This window comes from Paenibacillus sp. FSL P2-0322 (genome assembly GCF_037975315.1).
Lineage (GTDB): Bacteria > Bacillota > Bacilli > Paenibacillales > Paenibacillaceae > Paenibacillus > Paenibacillus polymyxa_B.
The window spans coordinates 3,920,753-3,945,371 of sequence record NZ_CP150243.1; the positions used below are offsets into that span (position 1 = coordinate 3,920,753).

A 24,619-nucleotide genomic window follows, 5' to 3' on the forward strand; every position below is an offset into this window, starting at 1 on the left:
TTCTTGTTGTTGCTAACTCGATCCTGCGATTCATTAATTCTTTTCGATCTATTTTCCCATTAGGGGTCAAAGGCAGCTTATCTAGCTCTATAAAAAATGCTGGTATCATATAAAAAGGCAAGAAAGTTTTTAAATAGTTTCGCACTTCCTTCGGATCAAGAGGAGGCTTACCGGACTCGGAATTGTTCAGCAAACAGTAGGCAATAAGCTGCTTATTTCCCTCCTGTTCCTTGGCAATCACGACACAATCATCGATTCCTGGATATGTTCTGACCTGACCTTCAACTTCACTCAGCTCGATCCGAAACCCGCGAATTTTCACTTGATAATCCATCCGTCCCACATACTCAATAGAGCCGTCCGAAAGCCACCTGCATAAATCTCCAGTTCTGTAGAGCTTGGTTTCCGGATTGAATGGGTTGTCTATGAACTTTTCAGCCGTAAGCTCTGGCTGGTTCCAATAGCCTCTGGCCAATCCGCTGCCCGAAATAAAAAGCTCTCCCGGAAGACCAACAGGCACAGGTCTAAGATGTTTGTCCAAAATGTAAATCTGGGTGTTTGCAATAGGCTTACCGATCGAAATAGGCTTATCAGCGTCGATCTTTTGAATTGTAGACCAAATTGTGGTTTCAGTCGGACCGAACATATTCCATGCGTCACAGCTGTTATGAACAAAATAAGATTTCAACGTTTCCGAAAGGGCTTCCCCTCCGCAGAGAACTTTCATGTTCTCTTCGTTCTTCCAGCCGGCTTGAAAGAGCAGAGTCCAAGTCACAGGAGTAGCTTGCATGATTGTCGGTTTTATTCTTTGAATTTCCCGCTTAAGTCTTTCGGCATCCTTTATGTTTTTGGAGCTGCAAATATAGCATTGAGCCCCCTTAATCAAAGGCAGATATAATTCCAGTCCCGCTATATCAAAGCAATACGTTGTCACCGCAAGTAGTTTGTCCTGCTCTGTTAAACCGGGCTGCTCTCCCATGGAAATAAGAAAGTTGGTCAACGCTTTATGTGAAATCATGACCCCCTTGGGTTTCCCTGTACTTCCAGAGGTATATATCACATATGCCAAATGGTGAGGTTGCACTTCCCGTTTGATTGTCTTTCTACCCTTCACATCACTTTTCAGATGATCCCAGTCTTTATCAAGGACAATACAGCTAACGTTGTTCCCTTCCAAGCGTGATACTTTCTCCAACAACCCCGATTGCGTAATAACCAGTGAAACATTGGAATCCTGAAGCATATACTCCAATCGGTCCTCCGGATATTCCGGATCGAGCGGTACGTAGGCTCCACCGGCCATCAGGATTCCTAACAGCCCAATCACCATATCTAAAGAACGTTCCATGCAAATCCCCACAAGAGTATCAGGAGTTACCCCATGTTTCTGCAAATATAAGGCCAGTAAAGTGCTCTTTTCTTTTAGTTCCCCATAGGTAAGCGATTCCTTTTCATATACAACTGCAATAGCTTCAGGTGTTTTTCTTGCCTGTTTTGCGAATAATTCAGGGAAGCACTTATCAGGATAACTTGTTCCGGTAGCATTCCAGTCATTAAGGATGATGTCCTTTTCCTCTGGTAAGAGTAAGGAATGCTCCTCCAAGGGCCAAGCGGGATTCTCCATAAGTGCTTCCGCTAATTCTATATAACGCTCTGCCATCTGTATGATGGTTGAATGATCGAACAAATTGGAGCGATATTTAATATTTAATATCATTTCCTCTTCCTGCTCTTGCAGTTCCAATACCAACTCGTATTCGCCTTCCTGGTGAATTTCTTCAACCAATTCGACGAAAAAGATATCTTTATATGGCTTGCAAAGCTGCTGAAAGCTTGAAGTTGGAAGGAAGTTTTGATAAGAAAAGGCTGCTTGGAAAACAGGTGAGCTCGTCTGCTTCCGCGGCACATTCAATTCTCGGACCAGAGCCGGAAAAGGATACGAGGCATGATCCATTCCATCGACTACTGTCAGCTGCAATTTTTTCATGAAATCCAGGAATGTCTCTGTTTCCGATATCTGACTCCGGATTGGAAGCATATTGACAAAATAGCCGATTAAATTATCAAAACGCTGCTCCGGGCGCACCATAACTGGCATTCCAACAATGATATCTTCCTGTCCCGAATACTGGTTAAGCAATACCGTATACATACCTAACAAGACTGTAGACAAGCTCGTATATTGCGCTTGGGCAAAAGACTTTACCCGTTTGACCCATTTAAGCGGAAGCGGCTTGGAATATGTTTGTGCTTCCATGCTTTGAGCCGGAAAAACAGAGCGGTCATATGGCAGCTCCAGGGTCGGTAAAGCACCTGACAGCTGTTGTGTCCAGTAGGAACGATACTTCTCCCCTTCTGCACTCGCTAACATCGTTTGCTCCCATTTAACAAAATCGCCGTAGCTCGCTGCGGGTGGAAACACTGTCGATGTCTTTCCCTGTACCACGTTTTTATAGGCATCTAAAAAGCTTTGTGTAAACATGCCGAAAGAACTTCCATCAAAAATAATATGGTGGATGACAACCAGTATGAAATGTTCCTGTTCAGATCTGGACATAACATAAATACGCATCAAAGGATCCTGTTCCAGCACGAATGGTTGCTTCGCTTTATCCCTAATAAATGGAATAATCTCATCTGCTTCCAAGGCTGAAATATCCTCCACTTGCACATGAAGCGGCTGCGTGGGCTGCAGCTTTTGATAAGGTATCCCATTTTCCTCTTCAATCACACTTTTTAAAATAGGATACTGTTCTAAAACGATGTGAAAAGCCCGTTTAATGCTCTCAATCTCAATCTTCGTATTAAACCGGAGGCATATTGGTATATTGTAAGCATTCATCTCAGGGGACATTTTATGTAATAGCCACAACCCTTTCTGAACTTCAGAAAGCGGATTCCTTCGGAAACTGAGCGAATTTTTCTCAGTATTGACCTGTACAGTGGATTTATCTTCTTCCACCTTTTGGGCTAAATATGCCGATAATAGTTGAATCGTCGGGTTCTCTAAAATTTCTCTTGCTTTGACCTTGATCGGATAGGACTTCTCAAGGCCGCGTATAAGCTTCATGACAAGAATAGAATCGATGCCATAACCATGAAGATTTGTATTCAAATTCATTTCCTCGTGCTTGAGATTCAGTTCCCAACACAAAAATTGCACTATATACTCCTGAATCTTCGATTGAACCAATGAAACGGCATTTATGGTACTGTCATGGTTTTCTGCGGCGGTTTCTTCCATATTCGAATGTGATAGTGAGAACGCACTCCGATATTGATAAAGTGCTTGAAGCTCTTGTTTGATATAAGCATTGCGGCAGATCTTTCTTTGGATTTTCCCACTTCCCGTTTTGGGTATACTTCCCTTAAGCAGCAAATAGATATCGTAAATTTCAAGTTGATGCGTATTGGATACGGCATTCAGTATGTTTTCGACCAGACGTTTATATTCCTGCTCATGAAGGGGCGCTTCAATTTCCTGTACGACGATTACTTTTTCCTGACCATTGATTTCAGAGGAAAATACAGCGATGGGCAAGGTCAACTCTGGCATATTTTTTTGGATGGTCCATTCAATATCGACGGGATGATGGTTTTTGCCGCGAATAATGATGACTTCCTTCTCTCTACCGATGACATAGATATGATTATCCGCAATAAAGCCAAGGTCCCCGGAACGAAAAAAGCCGCCTTCTTTTGTATCTGAAAGGGCTACCTCAAAAGTGCTATTCGTTTCTTCCTTCCTGTTTAAATATCCCTCTGCCATCCGTGCGGATTTAATCCAAATCTCGCCGACTTCCTCCGGTAAGCATTGTGTATGCCTTTCAGGATGAACAATTCGTATTTGCGTCGGATCTTCAATCTCCCCACAGCTCACTACGGACTTCGATTTATTCTTTTCATCCGTGTATTGGACTCTTCGTTGCTCCAAGCTAGGGATATCCAAGTTAAGGAATCTCATCGACTGACCTGGTTTTATACTGGCGACAGGGCACAGCTCCGATAAGCCAAGGAGGGGACAAAATATATCCTCTTGTAGCCCTAATTCCCGGAATTTATGGATGAAGTTCTCGTAAGTTTCCTTCCGGATGGGCTCACCTGCACATATAATCGCTTGGAGATGGCGAAGTGAATATTGCTTAATTGAAGCTATGTCCAGTGTGGAGCAGCAATAATCGAACGCAAAATTTGGCGCTGCCGTATGGGTAGCCTGATACTTGTCAATCATATGAATCCAATTTTCCGGATTTTTAGCGAAGCTTTCTGGCGGGAGAATAATGCTCGACGCCCCGTTTAAAAGTGGGACTAAAATATTGTTATGCAGTCCAAAAGCATGAAATTGCGGCGTCCAGGAAACGACACGACTATTCCGGTCAATTCTCCATTGCTCGGCCTTGGCCTGATTCATCACACAGCTGTGACTGAGGATTACGCCTTTTGGCAAGGATGTCGAGCCCGATGTATACATCAAAAGAGCAGTATCCTGCGGCGCTGGCATTCTCATCTCTATCTCAACGTCAACGGTGTCTTCTTGAAAGATTTCATCAATATTCAGGATACGGATTGAATTAAACTCCCTCCGTGTTTGGAGAAATGCTTTGAAGTCCGTATTGGTTATGATACATACGGCTTGGGAATCCCTATAGATAGGCATCATCTTCTCAAAGATTTTTTCATCCGGCTCCGAATCTGTAATAGGTGTAGGTATGGCCACGATATTTGCATAAAAACATGCCAGCATGCTGCTGATATATTCCAGACCCTGAGGAAATACAAGAAGTGCCCGTTCCTGCTCAGCCAGTTCTTTCAATAGGATATTGCCCAAAGCCTGTATTTGATGTAGAAGCGTATTTCCGGAAAGAATTTGAGGACTCTGGCCTTCTTTCTCAAACGTAAATAACTCTTTTTCAGGAAATTTCCGGCAAGTTTCAATAAAAGAAGCGATCGGAATATCAAGGTTCCATGTTTGGTCATGTTTTCGCATCATTCTCCACCAACTCCTCAAAACACAAAGTTTATATAACATGAGCTAAAGGCTTATCACCCTGTCCATTTTGAGCTATTATTCACGTTTGAAGCATTGCCAGGAGTTGCCTGCTAAAATATATCAAAGAAAAAACGAGTGATGAGGAAGGCTATATGCCTCTTTCACACTCGTTGCTGGTTCGCATGAACAACCGCAAAGGCGTTCAACGAATCTCTATTTGGTTATTTTCCAAACAAGTTGATAATTCGTTCTTTAACCTCCGCTTGATGAAAGGTCTTCTCATGCATGATAAGCTCTTGTTCTACGATTTTGGGAAGCTGTTCCCGGAGTGGAGCAACCAAATGATCCTTTAGCGTGATTAAAGAAAATCTGGGTTTCTCGGCTAGCTGCCGGGCAAGATCCATTACATAGCCCATCACTTCTTTGCGGGGCAGGGTCGGAAATGGAACTCCCCGTTTTTCCAGTTCAACACCTCGATAATTGCCCCCATTTAACAATAACTCTTCTCCCAAGCTGAACCCTAGTTTTTTAGGAATAATATACGTGGCACCCATTCCCGGTGTGAATCCGTATCTCATAAAATTAGTCGTGTACACACTTTCCCTGCTTAGGACTACAAAGTCAGAAAATAGCCCCATTACAAAGCCTCCGCCCACCGCATGTCCCTGCATAGCAGCTATCACTGGAACTTTACAGCCCAATGCAAGTGAGTAAATATTTTCATCGGTAAACTTCGAGATTCCTTCATGTAAAGCCAACAGTCCCTCTTGCGTCCCACCCGTGGCAAAGTAATTATCGTATCCTGTTAGAATTACGACTTTGCAGGTTGAATCTTCTTGGATCGTCTTGAACGCTTGTCTTAGTCCATGGGTCATTTCAAGCGTAAATGTATTTTTATGAACTCTATCTTGCATTTTCACTTGAATAATACCTCGTTCGATTTCAAGTAATTCAACCACGGATTGTGACATTATGATCTTCTTCCCTCCTACATCCCCATCTTGTGGCGTAGACCATCAGTCCATCCACGGAAATTGCCCCGTTTCAACGTATCGGAAAATGCCCTTAAGATTTTGAGCGTCTGAAAACACCTCTTGATTGGACGCCAACGCTAGTGGTTTACACTGACGCAAATCGTTGAGTTCATCCATAAAGCGCTTGTAGCGTAAAATCCCATGCTTGCTCAATCGTCTGAGGCGTAATAAATGCTTGCGTAGCACCATCTCACTCTGAGCATCGTACGCATCAACCAACCCCCATACATGGGCCTGTTGAACCGAAACGAGCTGCGTCATTAGTGTTAAATAATGCGCTTTTTGGAATCCAATCCTGCGGACTAAAAATGGTAGAACGCAAGCAGGGAAAAGTCCGAATAGCAATTCTGACAAGCTGAACTGTGCCGTCTCGTCGGCTATCACAATATCGCTGGCAGCAATAAATCCGACGCCACCAGCGTTTGCTTTTCCTCGCACATGAGAAATCGTGATATAGGGCCCAGTTGCTAATTTTAACCACAGATCATACATAGGCTCTGGACTCATTGCATGTTCTTGTCCACTTTCCACTTTTTCACGCATTCCCTCAAAATCCGCGCCAAAACAGAACACCTCCGGCAAACCTTCCAAAACTACGATCGTAACTGACTCCTCACACAGTGCAAGTACATGCAAGCACTCCTCGATGAGGGTATTATTAATCGTATTATTTGCCTCCGGTCGGTAAAAGCGAATATAACAAATCGATTCTTGAAACCGAACCTGAATCGTTTGATAACTCATGATTCCCACCTGTATTTACGGTGGAATTCATAGATTTCTTCCAAATACAACCGCTGTCTCCCTTTCCCGGAAGCTATCACCCCCGGAATCAATTGAAAATCCAGCTTGGCGTTGCGGGTTCCAAACCGTACAGCGCCACTGCCTTTTAGCAGGGATTCATATTCATCCATAGTTAACTGATAGCGATCATTCAAATTACGCTCAATTTCAAAACGCCGCAGATGTTCCTGGCTTTGCGGCATAACAACCCCGCTATAAAATTCAGAGCAGCAGCCTGACCCGTAGGAAAAACAGCCGATTCGCTTTGGAGCATCGAATGTACCCTGATCAATCGTACCTGCCAAGGAGAGGTACAAAGTCGCCCCCATAATATTACCGACTCGTTGGCAATACGCCAATCCGGGCTTAACACGTTGTAAATAATCTGCCTCAATCTCATTTGGTTTGGATTTAGTCAACCTTCGCATCATCGTGCGATGCGCTCCTTTTACCATTCCGCCAAAAGGAGTATGAAAGGCAAGATACTGAAAGGTATCTTTATAATCCACTCCTTGCACCCGTTTTTGGTATTCCAAAAACGCTTGCTCGCAACAGTCCAGATAGGACATTAAAGACAAATCTGCATCCCCAGCCTCGCTATCTGGAATCGGCCGGCAAGTATCCATCACCTCATAGCCGTAATATCCATTAGCGCCTGCATCGATTTGAAAAACATGAGGATTTTCACTAATGAGCATTGCCACGGCCCCTGCGCCTCCACTTGGCTCAGCATAAGACCAATCCTCACTCAAGACATCCCCGCCTTCAGCAGCAATAAATCGTGAAATATCACTGGCAATTACAAGCGCTTTTGCTCCTGGCGAGACCTGAGAAAGAATAAAATTCACCGCCATTTGGAGTCCAGCAGTACCGGAATAGCAGGCTTGCTTGAGCTCGAATAATCTGCAATTCCGATTCAACCCCAAATAGTGGTGAATATATGTACTGATTGATTTCCCAAAATCAATACCTGATTCCGTACAGGTGATAAGCATTTCGATTCGGTTTTTTTCCGCTTCTGAAAGAGCGTCCACCAGCGGTTTTGCCGCATTTACTCCAAAGGTAACTGGATCTTCGTAAGGTAGGGCAACCGCCTTTTCTTTCATTAATAAATTTTCGAACCTTGCAGGATCCAATTGCCTGTGTTGGGCTAATTGCATAACATCCAGATAGGCAGAGCCACCAAAAACGTTCATTGCCTCAATTCCCACGACAACCATAATCGTCCCCCTCTCTCAAATACGCGACTCACATTTTTGCATACAAATGGCAGTATTGATTCCACCAAAGCCCATGCTCAGATTCATAGTATTGTGAATAATTGCTGGTACGGACTCATTCTTCACCCAATTGCAGTCCAATTGGATAGGCTCCTCCAAATTACGGGTAGGGTGAAGTCTCGACTCCGACATTTGTAAAAGAGTAGCAATAATTTCAACAGTTCCTGCCGCGCTCAAGCCGTGACCGATAATGGATTTAGTTGCATTGATATAGGCATGTGACAATTTACAATCCTGTAATGCCTTTATTTCTATCTCGTCTCCAACGACCGAGCCTGTCCCATGGGGATTAATATAATCAATCTCTTCCGGTAGCAGCTTTGCTTTCTCCAAAGCTCTTCTAATCACTCGGGCTTCGCCTTCGTAGGAGGGATTGGGATTCCGGTTTCGATCCATTCCCATATCCCATCCTGCAAGTTTGGCATAAGGTTTCTCCCGAAGCCTCACGGCAGAATCGGCCCGTTCTATGACTACAACCCCGCAAGATTCCCCATAGATGAACCCGTCCCGCGACTGATCAAATGGTCGACACGCCATTGCAGGTTCATCGGCATATCGGTCGCTTCCCATCGCTCCCAAGGATCGCAATGCCTGGCATTCCATATACGAAATATCCATCAATGCCCCCATTGCAATGCAAACATCAACACGATCTGCTTGAATGGCCTCAATTGCTTGAATGATTGCGACTTGTCCACTCGCGGATGCACCACCGACGGTATAAGCTAACCCCTGAATACCGAACTGTTCGGTACATAGTCCGCACAAATCAGTATCCATAAAGGAAATCCCATAGGTCGGCGGTACAAAGCACATTTTGTCCCGATAGGCCTCATAAGTCTGAAATAGCTCCCGTTGCTGAAAATTGGAGCCTCCAACCACCAGTCCAATACGGCTAGGATCAACGTTATCCAATTGAGCATCATCCCAGGCTTCTTGAAGGGTTACCATGGCCACCTGCCCCGAAAATGATGCTGTACGTAACATTCGTTTGGATAATGCCTTCGGATAAGACAAGGGTGGCAGCTCCGCACCTATAAATGAAGCTTCACCTCTTCTGCCCGGGCGTTGCATGACGCCAAATGCATGCTGCCCTTTGAACAACGCCGAGGCAAAAGCAGCCTTCCCCTGCCCAATCGCCGAAGTCACGCCAATCCCCGTAACGACTAACTCAGACTCTTCATAATTTTTCATAATTTCGCATAAAGTGCATCTGTCAATTCCCCTATATTTTTCACGCCGGACAATTCGACGCGCGGAATATTAAGAGATAATGTTTCCATCGTCTTGTTTACAATTTCAGCCCGATCTACTGAATCTGCACCCAAATCCACCAATCGATCGCCATACTCGAACGTGTGATCTTGTAATTCGGGAAGCACTTCACGAATACAACGTTTAACGATATCGAATACTTCTTCCTTATGCATAGGTATCCTCCTAAAAAATAAATGATTTAAAACTCAACAAACCTAGTGTTCAGTAAACATGATCTACAAACGGATTTCGATGAAAACTTGCATTGAATTTTTCATAAAGCCGAGAAGTATTCATACTCCATTCCGTCTTCCTCGGTGCTACAATCGTGCAGATATAGTCACCTAACTGGTAAGACTGGGCAGCATATTGTGGAAAATGTGAAAATGTACTTTGGAAGTATCCATCCACAAACCTGGTCTCATTCATTTCAAGTACATGCAGCGATGTTGTAAAACCTGTACGTAATATTTTCGACAGGGCCTCCTTCACTGTCCAAAAAACCGTCAATAAAGCTGAGTACTCCCCTACTCCCCGCACGACAGAGATTCTTTCCTTTTCTTCCACCGTCAGTTGGCTTTCAATTGTCTTATTTCGCTTAGAATCAATCCTCTCAATATCAATGCCCATGGGATGTGCTTCGGGAAAAACAACAGCCGCTCCGATATAGTCGCAGTGGGCAATGCTCACCTGATAGCTGTGGACACCATTGATTCGAAGCATGGGCTGGCCGAAGACACCTGACTCCACACTTACGTTGCGCAGGTCTGGCTCGCTTAACAGCACCGAAACTGCTTGTTTGGCACTTAGCCTGCCAAGCACAAAGTTGGATTTCCGCCGATGGAATACCAAACTCTCGAAGTAACTACACTCATCCGAATGAAAGACTTCTCGATCAAGGGGAGCGTCTGCGTTATAATCTGCATGGACAAAACTGACGGCCGCCTTCATCACGGCATCTTCCCGCTTCAACATTAGTTGTTCTGCATACGAGGCTACGCATATCCCCCCTAGTAAACTACTAACTTAGCAGTCCAAATCAAAAAAGGCCTTCAAATCCCTTAAGGGTTCTGAAAGCTTCCTCATGGAGTATGAACTCGTCACGAGTTCTCCACTTTAAACCTTACTTATAATTTCCAAAGCTACTCTCACTAACCTGATATCACCCATAAATTCTAACTGAATGACCGCTTGTCGTTTATGTCTATCTATTTTCTTAACTATACTCCCCCTTCCTTTAAGTGGGCCATCTAGGATACATATATTGTCTCCTTCAATAATTCCAGTTGATGATTCTATACAATAGCTATCATTGCATAGACTTTCTAACATTTGTTTCTCCGAATCTCTCATTGAAGCTTCAAACTTCGAGTATCTCAATAAACGAATGATATCACTAGAAGTGCAAATCATTGAATTTGTACTGGTTACGAACTGCAAGTCAGGTAAATTCGACTCAATAAATACATAGCTTGGGAACAAAGGAGCCCATTCTTTCTTTACTATTCCTGCTACTTTAAAGAGTCTCTCTTGGAGTGGTATAAAGGGTTTGTAGACTTCAGAATCCAACCACTCATTAATAAGCTGCTTGACCTGTTCTTCCCTACCCGTTCGCACAAAAAACACGTACCAGCTCACTTAACTCATCTCCTATAAAAACGTACTGCCAAATCATCTCCTATAATGTCTACTACCCATATACATAGCTTCGCCCTTTCACTTATCCTACTTGATAAGCTACAATCTCTCACGATATATCCCTCTTTGATGGTTAACGTGACCCGCCAGCGATTAACCACAGAAAAGTTCCTTTATTTTTCATATAATCATATAATTGGAATAATGTTTTTCCATTATAATCCTCTACTCAAACCCTGTCAATTCACAGTTGATTGGAAACGGCCAAGTTCAGATTGGATTCGCAAACCTTTCTGAAAATGCTTAATTTGAAGTCATTATTATCTTTCGAATACAGCTTCAACGTTTCTGGCGGCTTATAAAAGAACTGATCCGAGTGTTTTACTCTAGTTAACTTGAGCATCTGGGGCACAGACAAATGATAGATCGTTATGTATTATTTTTTATATTTAAGATTTTCTCTCACCATTAGAACTGGGCCACAATACAGACTCATTTGAAATCGAACAGGCCCTTTTGGTTCGGACGCATTCTAAATTTAATAAAAGATTCCTTACTCGTAAATTGAAAATAAATATTTTCATCCATGAGGTGATTGAGTGTAAAACCAGGCGCTTTACCAAATGAATGAGCAGGATAAATTTGAATAGAGTCATCAATTTCTCGCTTTATTTTTTGAACACTATTATATAATTCTATTGGATTTCCTCCATTTGGGTCACAAAAGCCACAACCTTCAATGAATATTGTATCCCCAGTAAATAAGCGATCTGATAAAAGATAGCATACACTTCCCGCGGTATGTCCAGGAGTCAAAAGACTTTTAATTTCTGTTTCACCGACCTGGATTGAATCCTTGTCTTTAATTGAATGTAAATTTCTACATCTAAAATGATAAAAATCGATTTCGTTTGTTGACATGAATACCTGCGGGTTATATTTTTCCAGGAGTGGATTTACCAAATTAATATGATCCCAATGTGAGTGAGTTAATAGTATCGCTTTGAGATCGCCATTCAAATGTTGAAGATAGGACTCTACCTTTAATAAATCCCATGATGGGTCAACAATAGCTATGTCTCTTGTTTTCTCATCCATTACAAAATATACATAATTGATAAAATTCATAAAACAGGCTCTTAACTGTTCCATATGAAAAGTCAGATTCATATCAGCTTCACCGAACCACCTTCCCAATAGTTAATTAAAAACAACAACATTCTGATTTAAGGTTTTGGGCCACTTCATTTTTTAGAAATACTTACTATTTAATTATAAAGGCCTAATTTCGTTGTCCTATGATTATAACAATTGATGCAATAGAAAGGCTCCAACTCTCTGTTACAAGATCGCTTAATTTTTCCAAAACAAAAAACGCCTCTCCGTATGTTAACGGTGAGACGTTTTTGTTGATCCTACATACCTGTTACGGAGTATTCCGCAGGTACACAGAACCTCGCGTTATTTTCGTTCAATTAACTTTGATGTGTCCATGGTAATTCAAGAATGCCGAGGACCGGGATCGAACCGGTACGGTAGTCACCTACCGCAGGATTTTAAGTCCTGTGCGTCTGCCAATTCCGCCACCCCGGCATAAATTTAGGAACGCTAATCTTTACACTTACTTGTCTTACAAGTATCTGAGAAACATGCATCTGATTAAAAAGTGTTCTCGTTATGTAAATGTCGTTCAATTGGGCACCAACATATAATACGATAATTTTATCGAATTGTAAAGTGTTTTTTAAAAAAAATAATAAAATTCTCTTTTTGTATAACTTGTGCACATTTGAATTACACTAATAAACGTCTTTCCAAACTACCAGAAGGGGTGTTACGAATGCGTGAAGGTATGATTCCAGCTGTTCTTGGAACGGTAGTATCGGCTTCAGGCGCTGTGTTGCTGAGCAGTAAGTACAAACTTGCAGCTACAGGCATTCTCGGTTTCGGACTGGCTCATGTTGTTCTGGGAGCGATTGATCTGATTGAGCATCGCTAGTTGTTTGGGAAGTACCGGGCGGGATTTACTCCCTCCCGGTTTTATTTTTATCAACGTTTAGTCTGGAGCACAAGCGTTTATGTAAAGTATAGAAGCTGAATATGCCTAATAAAAGGAGCTGTGATGTGCTATGAGAGATAATAACTCTGAAAAGAATCGTACTGACGATCAAATCGAACATAAACAATCCCTGGACAAGCGCGAGCCAGGATTTAATCGCATTCCTGACACCGATGCAGATACACCTGCTGCTACTGATATGATTGATGAAGCCATAGGTCGCGGGATAGACAAGTTACGTAACGATTTCACAAAATAAAGCATGGGTAATAAGACACAGGTTTGTGAGCAGTCCTTAATTCATTTGTTTTGATATGTACAGTGATTTCGTAAAATCACTTAAAGATCAGCATGATCCAGCCAATGATTGATATCCACAGCACGATGCTGATTAAGAGTCCACACATGATACCAAAAGAGAAATTACCTTCACTCTTCGGTACAGCACTACCAAATTTCAATCTAAGCTTCATTTGATTCCAGTTCATAGAACCCCCTCCTTAAGTTCTATTTCGGAATATGAAGCTTATTTTTGTAGACCTATAGTCATGTTTTCAAAAATAAAATAGGGTTTTTCGTCCTATCATCCTGATCGCGGAAATAGGATTACAGCTATACCGACCAAACAAATCAATCCACCAATGAAATCGTACAAGTCGGGTGTCTTTTTATCAATCCACCAGCCCCATGCAATGGAAAGAACAATAAAGACACCTCCGTATGCTGCATATACACGCCCAAAGGAGGAAAAAACCTGAAAGGTAGCAATGATTCCATACACAGCCAAGATTACTCCGCCGCAAAGTCCGACATACCATGTCTTTCCTTCACGCAGCCACTGCCAAATCAAATATCCTCCTCCAATTTCAGCGATGCCAGCCAATATAAAAAGTAAAGCTGCCTTTAACACCATTTCACATCCCTAATTCTTCAAATTCTTTTCGATTTTTTTGGATATCTCATTAGAGCACTCGACCTAAAAGGATAATCAATGCAATCACGCCAACCAGAATCAGCAGGTTGCTGACCTGACGCCATAAGCTAGGCACTCCCTCGGAGAGAAGCTTCCGCTGATTGGCATCAAAGTTCGCTTTGGCTCCTTCAGCATCTGCTGACCTAGAGAATGGTCTGTTTTCTTCATTCATAAGAGCACCTCCTTTTCAATCCACTTTAATCATACCAAACTTTTCCGTCGATTTCGCGTTGCTCTTATGCATATACTTCACATATATTTCTGATTGCATCTTCATATATGTGAAGTGTACATCCATATGTCAATATTTCGCTGAATATAAAGTATGATGTCGAATCAAGGTAGAGTGGGTATTTAGACGTCTTTCATTGCAGGACGGTAGTTATGGTATAATTTAGTCAACTTGTTCAAGATCGTAACCAGCGCTCATTTGTTTACTCAACTTATAATTAAATTGACATCTAAGAATCCACATCCCGGTTACAACCTGCATATTCTGTTTGTAAACCCAGGAGGAGGATACCGATGTCCCCAATCTTTATAGCAAGTTTAATGATGATGGGCATATTTTTATTTCAGGCAGCCATCGTTCTCGGCATCATACATTGGATTTCAAAACGAACCCAACGTCCAGCACAAACCAAAATGTATCTTGCAATGGGTTTGCTCGTTGTAATTTTAGGTTTCCTTGTGTGGGATAACTGGATACACTTACAGGAATTCAATGGATGGGCCACGATTAGTCTGCTGGTGATTATTATTAGCGCCTATATACAGCTTAGAAAGCAAAAAGAAAAATACTAATCCCATTACCATGCATCAAAGGAGGAGCGCCATGAAATCTCACTCAACACGCTTTTGGTTACAGAGGGTGCTACTGCTAATGCTTGTTTTACTCTTCAGCGGCTCTCAGCAATCATTCATTGTTGCCGATGCCGCCCCGCCAATTAATGTTCAGGCCTCTGCCAAAGCCAAGCAATTACTTGCCTACCTATCTAATGTACCGGATGATATGCTAATTTCCGGGCAGCATGATTACTTAGAGGCACCGGATGAACAAAATAACAAGCTACAACAAATCAGCGGACAATACGCAGGACTTCACGGCTATGAGTTTGGAGGATTGGCTAACCAGTCCCGTACAGCCCTACGAGAGCAACGTCAGCATGTTGTGAATAGTGCTATCCAATGGAGTCAGGACGGCGGAATCGTAGCTGTTACCTTCCATCAGGCGCTTCCTGGCAAACCTAAAACGTGGAAAAACGTACAAGCAAAAATTACTCAAGCTGAATTTAATCGTTACATCACGCCGGGTACCCCGCAATATAAACAACTGATCGCTGATCTGGATGAGGTGGCTTTGTCCCTTAAGACCTTACGAGACGCGGATGTACCTGTTTTATGGAGGCCCTATCATGAAATGAACGGCAACTGGTTTTGGTGGGGAAACAAGCAAAATTATGCTAAGTTGTGGAATCTAATGTATGATCGGTTCACTCATGTCCATCATCTGGATAACCTGTTGTGGGTGTGGAGTCCCAATGCTCCAAACGCATATAGCACTCCCTATAATTTGTCCTTCCCAGGTATTAACCGAGTAGATATTCTTGCAGCTGATATCTATAACAATGATTACAAACCCTCCTACTACACCGAATTGCTAAAGCTTGCGCAGGGCAAGCCTATGGGAATCGGAGAAAGTGATATTCTGCCAAGTGCGAAGGTGCTGCAAAATCAGCCAGCCTGGGCCTATGCCATGACATGGGGAAAGGAGCTGTCTGCAACCAATTCACAAGCAGCAATCAGACATTTTATGAACCAAAATAATATCATCACACGAGACCTTCTTCATGAGTCCCTACGCTGAAAGAAAAAAGCTTCCACTTCGCTCTAGGAGCAAAGTGGAAGCTTTTTTATACCAAATCCAAATAAAGCACTCTAACTATTTCTAATAACCTCTTCTAGATCAATATCGGCATACGCCTCTTCACCAAGATGTACGGATACAATGGTGTAGATCCGCTTGGACAGTCTAGACATCAGCCGATCACCCGGTGCTACAGAATATTCTTCCCGATAATCTCCAATTTTGTGAAAACCGCTGGACATATGGATGTACAAGTTGCCCCTACGTGTTTTACCATGCACCAACATCAAATCTCCTCCTGCTGTGTAACCAACCTAATTTCCCTGTTACATGTATATCGGTCAGAACAAGATAGGATATAAGTCCCTGGTACCCTCTTTCGTTTCACATGTTAGTGCACGTAAACGAAACGGGTCTGCCAGTGATGTGACAGACCCGTTTTTGTAAACCCATTTTCGTGATTTAGGAAGAAACTATTCTTGATAGGATTCTGCTATTGCATTCGCTGCAATGATTGCATTGTACACGTCAGCAGGACTAACCGGGAACGGCATGTTGACCATTGTATCATTCGATGCACAAGCAGCTTCAGCCACTTGGCGCCATTCAGCCTCAACAAATTCCTCTACACCCAAGTCACGAAGCGTCAATGGAAGGCCTACATCCTTAACCAGTTTAATCACGGTTTCCAGTTCTTCTTTCGGTGCATTTTCCAGCACTAGCTGGGTTAACAAACCGAATGTAACTTTCTCACCATGCTGTGCTTTATGAAGCGAAGGAACAGCCGTCATGCCGTTATGAATGGCGTGTGCTGCTGCCAACCCACCTGATTCTGCACCAACACCGCTCAAATAAATGGTAGCTTCAATCGTATCCTCCACCGCACGAGTATATACTTTCCGATCCACAGCACGTTTGGCCTTCACAGCATTTTCCAGCAACGTATCATAACAAAGACGAGCAAGTCCCAATCCTGTAGTGGAAGGCTTGTTCAGAACCAGGTTATCCCCGTTAGCCTGATAGCAAGCACGAGCTTCAAAATAAGTGGCCAGTGCATCACCGATTCCAGCTGCAAAGAAACGTGCAGGCGCTGCTGCCAGAATGCCTGTATCCGCCAGTACAACGTCTGGATTAGTAGGCAGGAACAGATATTCATCAAAAGAGCCATCTTTTTTGTATATAACCGCAAGCGCGGTACAAGGAGCATCTGTAGAAGCAATCGTTGGGAAAATAACAACAGGCAGCTTTTCATAATAAGCGGTTGCCTTGGCGGTATCCAACGTTTTTCCCCCGCCAATCCCTATGATAATGTTCGAACCATGTTTACGCACCAATTCACGGTTACGATCAATCTCTTCTTTTGTACATTCATATTGGAATTTCTCGAAGACCACCTGGTTACCAGCTGCTTCAATTGAAGCACCTGCCTCCTTTTGAGCCCTTTCAAGTATGAACTCATCACAAATGACAAAGGCTTTATCGCCATAATCCTTAATATAGTCATTTAACGACGAGAGTAGATTTTGTCCAGAAATAAATTTCTTGGGTGAAGTAACGGACCTTACAACGTTTGCCATGTAAATTCCTCCTCAGCTTTGACTCATACTCAAATTAATAATGATTTGGGCATGTGACCCTTTAACTATAAACCTCTTTTCACGTTATTAAAAGGCTTATTATGGAATATTTTATGAACAAATTGTGTATCTATTATACTTGAACAGTCGAGCGCCATTCAGAATACAGGATACCCATCATGATACGATCATAACTGTTACCATCACGAAGAACAGCAGAACGAACTCTACCCTCAAGCTGGAACCCCGCCTTCTCATAAGTTCGGATCGCTTGTGTATTGTACTCAATCACATCCAAGCCGACCCGATTTAAATTGAGCTCATAAAACGCATAACGAAGAATGAGACCTACAGCTTCTGCCCCAAAGCCCTTGCCACGGTAGTCCGTATTACCTATACCTATTGCCAGCTGCCCGCTGCGATTATTCCACTCAATTCCGTGGATAGCAACAAATCCGATCAAGACATCATCTGCCAATGTTCTTAATCGAAAATAGACCTCGTTAGAGCTGGGAGATCCTTCTGACTCCATCTGTTTCAACGTGTAAGGGAGCGCCAAATCCGTATCTACATTTCGCAGATACTTCGCATCCTCACCCCATTTGAACATCACTTCGGCATCTTCTTCCCTGACTGCGGCCAATTTTATTCGTTCTCCATAAAATAAATTTTCGATCTTAATGCCCCTTCAGCTCCTATTATGAATTGTGTGCCATGTTTTCTGTCATAATTGTCATGCTATCCGATGTCCGCAATATAAGCTCTCCCTTATGTACTCAATGTTTAAATTTTACAAAATAATCAAACATAACACAACCAAATCATTACAGTTGTCATTGTGTGATACACAAAAAGACCTTGCAGCTGCAAGGTCTTCATATTCCTAGTATTTAAATAACATAGCAACCAGTTGATATCCAGCTCCAATCGTCCAGAACAGTACATAATCACCGCGCCGGATACGACCCGATTCAATACCTTCATATAGAGCAATGAACGGGCTACTGGTACCTGTGTAACCATATCGATCACCCACATAAATCATTTGGGCATCCTCTAGCTCCAAGTGATCCTGAATCTTCAATACATTTGCTAACGAGAACTGAGACAGACAATAAGCCCGTACATCCCGAGGCGTCAGCCCATTCTTTTTTAAAATGCGTTCAAGCAGATCAAATGTAGGAGGCAAGGCCATATTGGCGTCGAACGGAAGCCACTGAATATATTTTCCGGGGGCGTTCCTTTGGAGTGTCGCCGCTAACCCCTGAGCCGGGTACAAAATTTTATCTATATTGACTGGGTCCGTAAAATACATAGAATCTATAAATCCGGTGTCTTCTTCTGTACGCTCCAAAATAGCCGCACATGCAGCATCTCCATAGTTCGCATAAGTAATCTCATCCTCCGGACCGGAAATGAGTGAATTATAATCCGAACCGATAATAAGCGCTGTCCGCACGTCAGGATTAGATAACATCGACCGACTGACTTGATCGACAGCGACTGTCATCCCTGCACAATTCGCGTTGGAATCCATCACGGCCACATCATGTCTGGCCCCAATCGCCTGGTGAACAAACAATGCATTCATCGGAAACAGTGACTCAGGAACTTGAGTGGAGAACACGATCATATCCACGTCACGGCCTGTCATACCAGCCTGTTCCAGAGCTTTTTGCGCAGCCGCAATTCCCATTGTTAGACCGTTTTCGTTCGGATCATCAATGATATAACGCTGTTTTCTACCCATATGCTCCATGAAGCGTCGAATATCTTTGCCCTGCTCGTCAAAATGGCGAACATAGTATTCGTTATCCAACGAATGGGACGGATGATACACACCCAGTGCTTTTATTTTGATATGGCTCATCAGGCTTCCCCCTTACACATACATCAGCGCATTATTGTACAACAATATCTACGTTGTTTAATCCTGCTTCGCGTGCTACTCGACCAAGCTGCATTTTAATAATGGTTTGTTGAAGGCTGATGCCAAAGATTACTTTGGTAAATCCAGTTTCTTTATAACGTACAAATGAGCCCTTCAATTTTTCCACTTCTCCCGGACCCAAAAGTGCCATCTGGGTACAATCTACCTTGAGTGTAAAGCTGGACGCCTGAATGGATGAGGTTTTGGCTACATAATCTTTTACAAAGCTATCATACTCCTCCTGGCTAAAAACTCCATTCACCGCCATATGTACCGTTTTCATGGCTTGATCTACTTCGATAGTGTAAGGATGTTGACTCATTTTAGAAGGACTCCTTTAATTTCATTTTTTTGTCTATTAAGAGTATCGGAATAATAGGTAGAATTTTTAATATTAAATCAGATAATTCACCACTAAAATATTACAAATTTGTGAATATAAAAAACCGTCACTGCTCCTAGAAGAAGCAACTGACGGCTAGAAATTTGCGTATTCTCATATGAAATTAATTCGTAAACGTATGGCGACCGAGTGAGATGACAGCCGGGCGACTTTTACTCCATTTGGCTGTAGCAATGGCCGGGTTGTAATAAAACAAGGACCCATTGGTCGGATCAGCACCATTAAGTGCCTGTCTGGCTGCACGGTACGCAGTCTTGTTGGGTTTCAGGCGGTATTGACCATCCTGTACAGCGGTGAATTGACCAGGCTGCAAAATAACGTCCGGGATCGAGCTTGGAAACTCACCGGACTGAACACGGTTTAATACGACAGCGCCGACAGCCACTTGACCTTCAAACGATTCCCCGCGAGCCTCAGAATAAATGATACGAGCCAGTTGATCCAGCGCGGTTACGCGCACCTCTCCGAAGGATTCCAGCTTGGCTTGTGTAGCCGCTCCGGCTACTCCATCAGGTGTCAGACCGTTATCCCGTTGAAAACGAGCCACCGCTTTACTGGTCAGAGAACCATAGTACCCAGTAAACCCAGCCTTGAAATAACCGAGCGAATGAAGCTGCTGTTGAAGCTCCAGCACCCGTTCGCTTTGAACCCCTTTCTTCAAAGCTGACGTTTGTGCTTGTGCTTGTCCTGGTGCGACTGACAATACAGTACCTAACATACATGCGCAGGACAGGATTAAAATAGATAACTTTTTCATATTCCAGACAACCTCCTCTTTCATGTTCTGTCCGGTGCAACCATTCCGGCCTGTACAACTCAGGGACGTTTATCCGATGATGTTTCTTATGACATAACTTATGCCTAGCTGCAGAAATGACGCGTGGCTACATACGGAATGGGACAATCATGCTTTCACACGTCCGTTGCAGTATACCATAAGCCGCATTTACGTATCATCCGGCTCTGGTCCTAAGACTACCCAAGCAAATAAAACGCCATCCCTAAAGGGATGACGTGTATTAAGAACAATGGATCATGTTCTGACCACACTTGAATACGTGACTTTTTTCGCTATTTTTCGCTTCAACTTGCCCGGGACCGGAGCCTGATTTCTACTAATTCAAATCACATATCCGCGCACACATACATGGGCGTATGCATAGGGTAGCGTACGATCATCAAATTTCGAATAATAGAAAGGCAGGAAACGACGCGTGGATTCATATATGGATTACACCTCCCCTACTGTACAATTTACCTATGATTTAAGAGACAATGTTTTGTTTCAGAAGGATGCTCAAAACTCGATCAACGAGCTGTCGATCCAGCAGCTGAATACATTGGCGAATGTATCGCTGCTGGATATTCGCCTTAGCACAGCTAATGTTGTGGAGCCTCACTATCACCAAAATGCCACAGAACTGGTATACTGCATCTCTGGAGCAGTAACCGTGTCACTGATTAACCCCTTCACCCTCGAGTTACGACATTTTCCGATCACACCTGGCCAAGTGGCTAACGTTCCTCAGGGATGGTGGCATTATCTGGTCGCCACGATGGACAACACTCATTTGTTGACCATTTTTAATGCTCCGACCCCTGAATTCATACTGGGCTCCGACATTTTGCGGCTAACGCCAAGTAACATTCTGGCTCATACTTACTGCCTGAATGAGAATAAGATTCAGGAAGCACTCGCCCCAATTAAAAAGCCTGTCATCATCGGTCCTCCCAATGACTGCAAGCAGCAGCCCCCCCGAAAACCTGGGATACATGTAAGGCTTGCCGATACTTCACCCCACCCTCAGGTCGCCCCCCAAAGAGGTTACGCCCATACCAATGGATATCCTGGCTTCTCTTTTAATCCCTATCAAGAATAGGCTAACTCTAGTCAGGCCTTAAGTTCGAGGGAATACCTTTTCCCTGTATGTTCGCCGTTACCATAAGACCGTCCCTCTCATAAAATGCCAATGTATAAGAGGGGGTGATGGAATGGACGCTTATTACAACTGTTTGAACTGCATGAATAAAAAAGTGCGTATTCTCACCGTTGACGGAAAACAGTACGAAGGAACCATTATGGATGTGGATCGTAATAATGTGTACTTAAAAAAAGAACGGAACGGACGTGTACAAACGTCTGCCTTTTATCCTGGCTACGGGTATGGGAATCAAATCTTAACTTTGAGCTTGTTCACCCTGCTGGCGATTGCGTTAATTTAATCTCTGTTCCATTGTCCGTTCCTGTCTATAGATGCCAATGTACCTCAAATGACAGCTGCCCAGCCCGGCACAGTTTGTGTAGGGCCTGTACGCTGTTATTTGAGGTGTTTTATCATACGTTCCATCCTCTAAAACACTTAACCCCCCATCGGTTATATACCGATGGGGGGTTAAGCTACTCATTTCAATTTAAACCCATAAAGACTTAGTAATGATAACGAGCAAAATGAACAGTACCAGGATAGCTCCTGTCGATGTCCATACTCCTGGGTAGCCCCCTACTGAACCGCCACCACAACCTCTTTCACATTCACTCATGGTCATTGCCTCCTTCAATTCAAGGTACAACATAGCTTATGTATTGAGCTTTCCTATGGACCGGGCTTTTCGGCAATGTTATGAATGTTTTCGCTGATGGGCATTAGCCTACACCTTTCCTAGGCAGGAGCATAGGATAACACAACTAATCTTGAAGGAGTGAAGCAATTGAATTCAAATCAAATGCTCAATTACAACGTTAATCAACCTTTTCCTCACCATCCTACCTCTCACCACGTCGTGGTGCACCCTGTAGATCCATACGTCGTAGAAACATTAAAATCGGTGATCGGCAAGTACGTTGTACTTGAGACAACACGTGGCAGAATTGATGGATGCGTAGTCGATTGTAAGCCCGACCATGTCATTTTAGATGTATACGGAAAAAAATTCTTTGTTCGAATCAGCGAAATCGTATGGATCATGCCCAACTAAACAAATCAGACATTAAAAATCCTCGCAGATCCCGTTCCGGATTCGCGAGGATTGATCATGATATGATTTGGCTAATCGAGCTCTCCTGCCAGTGAAGCCCGGAGTTCATCTATCGTTCCGTTGTATTCATCCAAATCGACTTGGCCTTGAATACCCGGAACACTGCCTGTGCTACTGTACTGCCAAGCCCACCAGTTATTCCAAGCTGGAACCGCGGTCGGCTTTTGCGTAGTGCTGTATCGGGCTACCCACAGTTTATACATAGAAAATGTAGGATCAAACTTGGAAGCAAAAACATTGCCCGTGTATACGATTGGCTGACGCCCGGTAAGCCTCTCCATTTCATCCAAAAAGGCATGAGCCACTTCACTAATTTGTGCAGGAGTAAGACCTTTGGGGTTATTTTCATAGTCCATCACAGGGGGCAGATCTAGCCTGCCTCCTGCTGAATCTATAGCCCTGGCAAAATTAGCTGCTTCCTGACGAGCTCCATCCGCGGTAGTAGCATTCAAAAAGTGGTAAGCGCCAACCAAGATGTTAGCATCTCTGGCACCCTGTACATTTATCAAAAATTGATTATCTTGATATTTTGTGCCCTCTGTAGCTTTAATAAAAGCAAATGTCTTACCTGCCGCTGCCACTTGCTGCCAATCAATATTGCCATTATAGTGTGAGACGTCAATTCCTTGCGCGTGTCCATCAGAAGAAATCGCAGGTACAACAGGTATGGTAGGTATAACGTCCTCGGTAGTTGATGGCTCCTCCGTTTCCTGATCCAACGCTATAACAACCTTACCATCATCCGCATTGAGTACATGAAAGGGTGTGCTGTGATTAAGATCAACCACAATACGTACCGATGCGGGGGTTGTACTAAACATGGAGTATCTTACTTGGGAAACATCTGGATCTTCAGTGACTGGAAAACTTCCTTGTCCACTACTGTCAAATGATTGCGATGCTAGAAATTCCTCAGAAAACGTTGAACTAGGTATGTCTACAACAATACGGTCTGCATGAGTCAACGTAGTTACTTTAGGGGTTGCTTTTCCATTAACAGCTATAGTCAATTGGTGATTAGCGAAGCTAATTTGGTTTATAGCTGTACGCGCACTCTCTTTAGGATTACTTACAGCTGGAGTAGCAGAATGATCATGAGTGGACTCGCTATTGCCGCTTGAAGTAGGCGGAGTCGTCAGGAACACAGTTTTAAGCTCGTTGTTCCAGGCCACATCAATCCCTGTCTGTTCGGACACAAAACGAAGCGGAACATAAGTCGTCCCCTCTCTAAGCAAAGGAGCTACAGCCAATCCCATTTGATGATCATTGACAGAGGCTATGGGATTGTTGACCTGAAGACTGAGGTTAAGATTTTGCTTATGTATAGTTATGGTCCCTGTCTTGGACTCCCAATTCACGCTATAACCCAATTCCTCTACAATGAGACGGAGTGGAACCAGTACATTCCCCTTTACTTCTTGAATCTGAACACCTTTGCCAACACTTATATCTTTACCATCCAACTGAAGATGTGAACTCGAAGATGCAGCATGGCTTTCTCTTGGAAATGCTAGTAGAAACAGAAACAAAAAAGCAAATAAACAAATTTTCTTCATTATGTACCCTACCATTCTCTAAATTTTCGCTTATGAAATTCTTGCACTCTATGATTCTCAGGACCTCCATTTTGATAGACGCGAATCATATGTAAAAAGTTACGATTGATTCAGTATATATTTCAGTCTTATCATACAAAAGTACTAAAAAACTCTGCCAGCTATACAGCAAGCAGAGCTTTTTCCAGTTTTATTAATCTAGTTTACTAGCAATCTTATCACAAACGAATACTTCA

At 43.1% G+C, this 24,619-nt stretch carries 27 protein-coding genes and 1 tRNA gene (1 of these 28 only partly in view); 7 read left to right on the forward strand and 21 right to left on the reverse strand.

Annotated features, from left to right (window positions below):
- The 10 genes from MKY24_RS17190 to MKY24_RS17235 form a co-directional block, all read right to left on the reverse strand.
- Positions 1-4,990 carry the start of an amino acid adenylation domain-containing protein gene (locus MKY24_RS17190; RefSeq protein ID WP_339200504.1) on the reverse strand. 6,149 nt of this gene lie to the left of the window's left edge, so only the first 4,990 of its 11,139 coding nucleotides appear in the window; its start codon is at positions 4,988-4,990; its stop codon lies beyond the left edge, outside the window.
- A gap of 221 nt (positions 4,991-5,211) precedes the next feature.
- Positions 5,212-5,961 (reverse strand): polyketide synthase, encoded by a 750-nt coding sequence (locus MKY24_RS17195; RefSeq protein WP_023989389.1) that lies wholly within the window; start codon positions 5,959-5,961, stop codon positions 5,212-5,214.
- Between the two features lie 45 nt (positions 5,962-6,006).
- Complete coding sequence (locus MKY24_RS17200) at positions 6,007-6,768, reverse strand: enoyl-CoA hydratase/isomerase (protein WP_023989390.1); 762 nt, start codon at positions 6,766-6,768, stop codon at positions 6,007-6,009.
- Positions 6,765-8,027: a hydroxymethylglutaryl-CoA synthase family protein gene (locus MKY24_RS17205; RefSeq protein ID WP_023989391.1), complete on the reverse strand. Its 1,263-nt coding sequence runs from the start codon at positions 8,025-8,027 to the stop codon at positions 6,765-6,767. Before MKY24_RS17205 ends, MKY24_RS17200 begins: the two co-directional genes overlap by 4 nt.
- 15 nt (positions 8,028-8,042) lie before the next feature.
- Positions 8,043-9,281: a beta-ketoacyl synthase N-terminal-like domain-containing protein gene (locus MKY24_RS17210; RefSeq protein ID WP_339200505.1), complete on the reverse strand. Its 1,239-nt coding sequence runs from the start codon at positions 9,279-9,281 to the stop codon at positions 8,043-8,045.
- Complete coding sequence (locus MKY24_RS17215) at positions 9,278-9,517, reverse strand: acyl carrier protein (protein WP_013310983.1); 240 nt, start codon at positions 9,515-9,517, stop codon at positions 9,278-9,280. Before MKY24_RS17215 ends, MKY24_RS17210 begins: the two co-directional genes overlap by 4 nt.
- 49 nt (positions 9,518-9,566) lie before the next feature.
- Positions 9,567-10,319 (reverse strand): 4'-phosphopantetheinyl transferase superfamily protein, encoded by a 753-nt coding sequence (locus tag MKY24_RS17220; protein ID WP_023989393.1) that lies wholly within the window; start codon positions 10,317-10,319, stop codon positions 9,567-9,569.
- Positions 10,320-10,460: 141 nt separating this feature from the next.
- Positions 10,461-10,982 (reverse strand): antiterminator LoaP, encoded by a 522-nt coding sequence (loaP, locus tag MKY24_RS17225; protein ID WP_023989394.1) that lies wholly within the window; start codon positions 10,980-10,982, stop codon positions 10,461-10,463.
- Positions 10,983-11,474: 492 nt separating this feature from the next.
- Positions 11,475-12,152: an MBL fold metallo-hydrolase gene (locus tag MKY24_RS17230; RefSeq protein ID WP_076158249.1), complete on the reverse strand. Its 678-nt coding sequence runs from the start codon at positions 12,150-12,152 to the stop codon at positions 11,475-11,477.
- A 337-nt stretch (positions 12,153-12,489) separates the two neighbouring features.
- A tRNA-Leu gene (locus MKY24_RS17235) sits at positions 12,490-12,575 on the reverse strand.
- A 247-nt stretch (positions 12,576-12,822) separates the two neighbouring features.
- Between MKY24_RS17235 and MKY24_RS17240 the strand changes: the two genes are divergently transcribed.
- Positions 12,823-12,981 carry a hypothetical protein gene (locus MKY24_RS17240; protein ID WP_013311032.1) on the forward strand — a complete coding sequence of 53 codons (159 nt, stop codon included), beginning with the start codon at positions 12,823-12,825 and terminating at the stop codon, positions 12,979-12,981.
- Between the two features lie 130 nt (positions 12,982-13,111).
- Positions 13,112-13,300, forward strand: a complete 189-nt coding sequence (locus MKY24_RS17245; RefSeq protein WP_023989396.1) for a hypothetical protein — start codon at positions 13,112-13,114, stop codon at positions 13,298-13,300.
- Between the two features lie 76 nt (positions 13,301-13,376).
- On the opposite strand, the gene MKY24_RS17250 is transcribed toward MKY24_RS17245, so the two are convergent.
- The 3 genes from MKY24_RS17250 to MKY24_RS17260 all read right to left on the reverse strand — a co-directional run bounded on the left by MKY24_RS17250 (position 13,377) and on the right by MKY24_RS17260 (position 14,186).
- Positions 13,377-13,529, reverse strand: a complete 153-nt coding sequence (locus MKY24_RS17250; protein WP_023989397.1) for a hypothetical protein — start codon at positions 13,527-13,529, stop codon at positions 13,377-13,379.
- A 95-nt stretch (positions 13,530-13,624) separates the two neighbouring features.
- Complete coding sequence (locus MKY24_RS17255; RefSeq protein WP_023989398.1) at positions 13,625-13,951, reverse strand: YnfA family protein; 327 nt, start codon at positions 13,949-13,951, stop codon at positions 13,625-13,627.
- A 52-nt stretch (positions 13,952-14,003) separates the two neighbouring features.
- The gene (locus MKY24_RS17260; RefSeq protein ID WP_023989399.1) at positions 14,004-14,186 is read right to left on the reverse strand and encodes a hypothetical protein; all 183 of its coding nucleotides are present in this window, start codon (positions 14,184-14,186) and stop codon (positions 14,004-14,006) included.
- A 353-nt stretch (positions 14,187-14,539) separates the two neighbouring features.
- Between MKY24_RS17260 and MKY24_RS17265 the strand changes: the two genes are divergently transcribed.
- Both MKY24_RS17265 and MKY24_RS17270 read left to right on the forward strand, forming a co-directional pair.
- The gene (locus tag MKY24_RS17265) at positions 14,540-14,818 is read left to right on the forward strand and encodes a hypothetical protein (protein ID WP_028540506.1); all 279 of its coding nucleotides are present in this window, start codon (positions 14,540-14,542) and stop codon (positions 14,816-14,818) included.
- 31 nt (positions 14,819-14,849) lie between these two features.
- A complete protein-coding gene (locus MKY24_RS17270) occupies positions 14,850-15,881 on the forward strand; it encodes a glycosyl hydrolase (RefSeq protein WP_023989401.1) in 1,032 nt (343 codons plus the stop codon).
- Positions 15,882-15,952: 71 nt separating this feature from the next.
- On the opposite strand, the gene MKY24_RS17275 is transcribed toward MKY24_RS17270, so the two are convergent.
- From MKY24_RS17275 to MKY24_RS17300, 6 genes are all read right to left on the reverse strand, one after another.
- On the reverse strand, positions 15,953-16,168 hold the full coding sequence (locus MKY24_RS17275; protein ID WP_013311038.1) for a hypothetical protein: 216 nt from the start codon (positions 16,166-16,168) through the stop codon (positions 15,953-15,955).
- A gap of 186 nt (positions 16,169-16,354) precedes the next feature.
- Entirely contained in the window at positions 16,355-17,458 is a 1,104-nt protein-coding gene (locus MKY24_RS17280) for a glycerol dehydrogenase (RefSeq protein WP_023989402.1), read from the reverse strand.
- A 133-nt stretch (positions 17,459-17,591) separates the two neighbouring features.
- On the reverse strand, positions 17,592-18,140 hold the full coding sequence (locus MKY24_RS17285) for a GNAT family protein (RefSeq protein WP_023989403.1): 549 nt from the start codon (positions 18,138-18,140) through the stop codon (positions 17,592-17,594).
- Positions 18,141-18,341: 201 nt separating this feature from the next.
- On the reverse strand, positions 18,342-19,328 hold the full coding sequence (locus MKY24_RS17290; RefSeq protein ID WP_023989404.1) for a ketoacyl-ACP synthase III: 987 nt from the start codon (positions 19,326-19,328) through the stop codon (positions 18,342-18,344).
- A 31-nt stretch (positions 19,329-19,359) separates the two neighbouring features.
- Positions 19,360-19,710: a hypothetical protein gene (locus MKY24_RS17295; protein ID WP_013311042.1), complete on the reverse strand. Its 351-nt coding sequence runs from the start codon at positions 19,708-19,710 to the stop codon at positions 19,360-19,362.
- Positions 19,711-19,894: 184 nt separating this feature from the next.
- On the reverse strand, positions 19,895-20,548 hold the full coding sequence (locus MKY24_RS17300; protein ID WP_023989405.1) for a cell wall hydrolase: 654 nt from the start codon (positions 20,546-20,548) through the stop codon (positions 19,895-19,897).
- Between the two features lie 457 nt (positions 20,549-21,005).
- Here MKY24_RS17300 and MKY24_RS17305 point away from each other — a divergent pair, with 457 nt between their 5' ends.
- Complete coding sequence (locus MKY24_RS17305) at positions 21,006-21,671, forward strand: cupin domain-containing protein (protein ID WP_023989406.1); 666 nt, start codon at positions 21,006-21,008, stop codon at positions 21,669-21,671.
- Between the two features lie 112 nt (positions 21,672-21,783).
- Positions 21,784-22,014 (forward strand): hypothetical protein, encoded by a 231-nt coding sequence (locus MKY24_RS17310; RefSeq protein ID WP_023989407.1) that lies wholly within the window; start codon positions 21,784-21,786, stop codon positions 22,012-22,014.
- A gap of 189 nt (positions 22,015-22,203) precedes the next feature.
- On the opposite strand, the gene MKY24_RS17315 is transcribed toward MKY24_RS17310, so the two are convergent.
- A complete protein-coding gene (locus MKY24_RS17315; RefSeq protein WP_013371969.1) occupies positions 22,204-22,332 on the reverse strand; it encodes a hypothetical protein in 129 nt (42 codons plus the stop codon).
- Positions 22,333-22,500: 168 nt separating this feature from the next.
- Here MKY24_RS17315 and MKY24_RS17320 point away from each other — a divergent pair, with 168 nt between their 5' ends.
- Positions 22,501-22,767, forward strand: coding sequence for a DUF2642 domain-containing protein (locus tag MKY24_RS17320; protein WP_025719729.1), 267 nt, complete (start codon positions 22,501-22,503; stop codon positions 22,765-22,767).
- A 71-nt stretch (positions 22,768-22,838) separates the two neighbouring features.
- Here the strand turns inward: MKY24_RS17320 and MKY24_RS17325 are convergent, their stop codons facing one another.
- Positions 22,839-24,383, reverse strand: coding sequence for a GH25 family lysozyme (locus MKY24_RS17325; RefSeq protein WP_339200508.1), 1,545 nt, complete (start codon positions 24,381-24,383; stop codon positions 22,839-22,841).
- Positions 24,384-24,619: the final 236 nt, after the last annotated feature.

What these genes read in the sequence shown, in the direction of transcription:
- MKY24_RS17195 (WP_023989389.1), bottom strand. Translation starts at nt 5,961, where the DNA reads ATGTCACAATCCGTGGTTGAATTACTTGAAATCGAACGAGGTATTATT.
- MKY24_RS17200 (WP_023989390.1), bottom strand. Translation starts at nt 6,768, where the DNA reads ATGAGTTATCAAACGATTCAGGTTCGGTTTCAAGAATCGATTTGTTAT.
- MKY24_RS17205 (WP_023989391.1), bottom strand. Translation starts at nt 8,027, where the DNA reads ATGGTTGTCGTGGGAATTGAGGCAATGAACGTTTTTGGTGGCTCTGCC.
- MKY24_RS17210 (WP_339200505.1), bottom strand. Translation starts at nt 9,281, where the DNA reads ATGAAAAATTATGAAGAGTCTGAGTTAGTCGTTACGGGGATTGGCGTG.
- MKY24_RS17215 (WP_013310983.1), bottom strand. Translation starts at nt 9,517, where the DNA reads ATGCATAAGGAAGAAGTATTCGATATCGTTAAACGTTGTATTCGTGAA.
- MKY24_RS17220 (WP_023989393.1), bottom strand. Translation starts at nt 10,319, where the DNA reads ATGTTGAAGCGGGAAGATGCCGTGATGAAGGCGGCCGTCAGTTTTGTC.
- MKY24_RS17230 (WP_076158249.1), bottom strand. Translation starts at nt 12,152, where the DNA reads ATGAATCTGACTTTTCATATGGAACAGTTAAGAGCCTGTTTTATGAAT.
- MKY24_RS17240 (WP_013311032.1), top strand. Translation starts at nt 12,823, where the DNA reads ATGCGTGAAGGTATGATTCCAGCTGTTCTTGGAACGGTAGTATCGGCT.
- MKY24_RS17245 (WP_023989396.1), top strand. Translation starts at nt 13,112, where the DNA reads ATGAGAGATAATAACTCTGAAAAGAATCGTACTGACGATCAAATCGAA.
- MKY24_RS17250 (WP_023989397.1), bottom strand. Translation starts at nt 13,529, where the DNA reads ATGAACTGGAATCAAATGAAGCTTAGATTGAAATTTGGTAGTGCTGTA.
- MKY24_RS17260 (WP_023989399.1), bottom strand. Translation starts at nt 14,186, where the DNA reads ATGAATGAAGAAAACAGACCATTCTCTAGGTCAGCAGATGCTGAAGGA.
- MKY24_RS17265 (WP_028540506.1), top strand. Translation starts at nt 14,540, where the DNA reads ATGTCCCCAATCTTTATAGCAAGTTTAATGATGATGGGCATATTTTTA.
- MKY24_RS17270 (WP_023989401.1), top strand. Translation starts at nt 14,850, where the DNA reads ATGAAATCTCACTCAACACGCTTTTGGTTACAGAGGGTGCTACTGCTA.
- MKY24_RS17275 (WP_013311038.1), bottom strand. Translation starts at nt 16,168, where the DNA reads ATGTTGGTGCATGGTAAAACACGTAGGGGCAACTTGTACATCCATATG.
- MKY24_RS17280 (WP_023989402.1), bottom strand. Translation starts at nt 17,458, where the DNA reads ATGGCAAACGTTGTAAGGTCCGTTACTTCACCCAAGAAATTTATTTCT.
- MKY24_RS17290 (WP_023989404.1), bottom strand. Translation starts at nt 19,328, where the DNA reads ATGAGCCATATCAAAATAAAAGCACTGGGTGTGTATCATCCGTCCCAT.
- MKY24_RS17295 (WP_013311042.1), bottom strand. Translation starts at nt 19,710, where the DNA reads ATGAGTCAACATCCTTACACTATCGAAGTAGATCAAGCCATGAAAACG.
- MKY24_RS17300 (WP_023989405.1), bottom strand. Translation starts at nt 20,548, where the DNA reads ATGAAAAAGTTATCTATTTTAATCCTGTCCTGCGCATGTATGTTAGGT.
- MKY24_RS17310 (WP_023989407.1), top strand. Translation starts at nt 21,784, where the DNA reads ATGGACGCTTATTACAACTGTTTGAACTGCATGAATAAAAAAGTGCGT.
- MKY24_RS17315 (WP_013371969.1), bottom strand. Translation starts at nt 22,332, where the DNA reads ATGAGTGAATGTGAAAGAGGTTGTGGTGGCGGTTCAGTAGGGGGCTAC.
- MKY24_RS17325 (WP_339200508.1), bottom strand. Translation starts at nt 24,383, where the DNA reads ATGAAGAAAATTTGTTTATTTGCTTTTTTGTTTCTGTTTCTACTAGCA.